The sequence below is a fragment of the Citrobacter sp. TBCS-14 genome, assembly GCF_005280805.1.
Lineage (GTDB): Bacteria > Pseudomonadota > Gammaproteobacteria > Enterobacterales > Enterobacteriaceae > Citrobacter > Citrobacter gillenii.
Window position 1 is genome coordinate 1 of the sequence record NZ_SZWM01001135.1, and the last position, 362, is coordinate 362.

1 pseudogene is annotated in these 362 nt (G+C 41.2%); it reads right to left on the reverse strand.

From position 1 onward, the window contains the following. Positions 1-306, reverse strand: a pseudogene (locus FDX22_RS24420) (hypothetical protein); the annotation flags it as partial. Between the last annotated feature and the right edge of the window lie 56 nt (positions 307-362).

Sequence of the window (362 nt, forward strand, 5' to 3'; positions counted from 1 at the left end):
CAATTCCGTGTCAGGTTGCATAATGAACAGTCCGCTTTCCATTTTCTTAGCGAAGTCTTTTGCTTGGTCTCCCCAAATTTCATATTCAATAGCAGCTACATTTTTACCATTATTCAAATAAATGTCTGATTCAGTAGCTTGTACTGCCAACGTCCATTGGATAGGGTCGACACCGTCTACTGAATCTGTTTCTGATTCTTTCGTTGGTTCTGCTGTAGGTTTCAATTTAGGATAAACGACTACACGATAACCGTCAATAAACTCTCCTGTAACTTTATCACGTTTGCGCCCTTTAATTAGGTACTGAACACATTTTGAAGCTCAGGTCAGCACCGGTCAGTTTGTCGATGGAGAAACGCGGT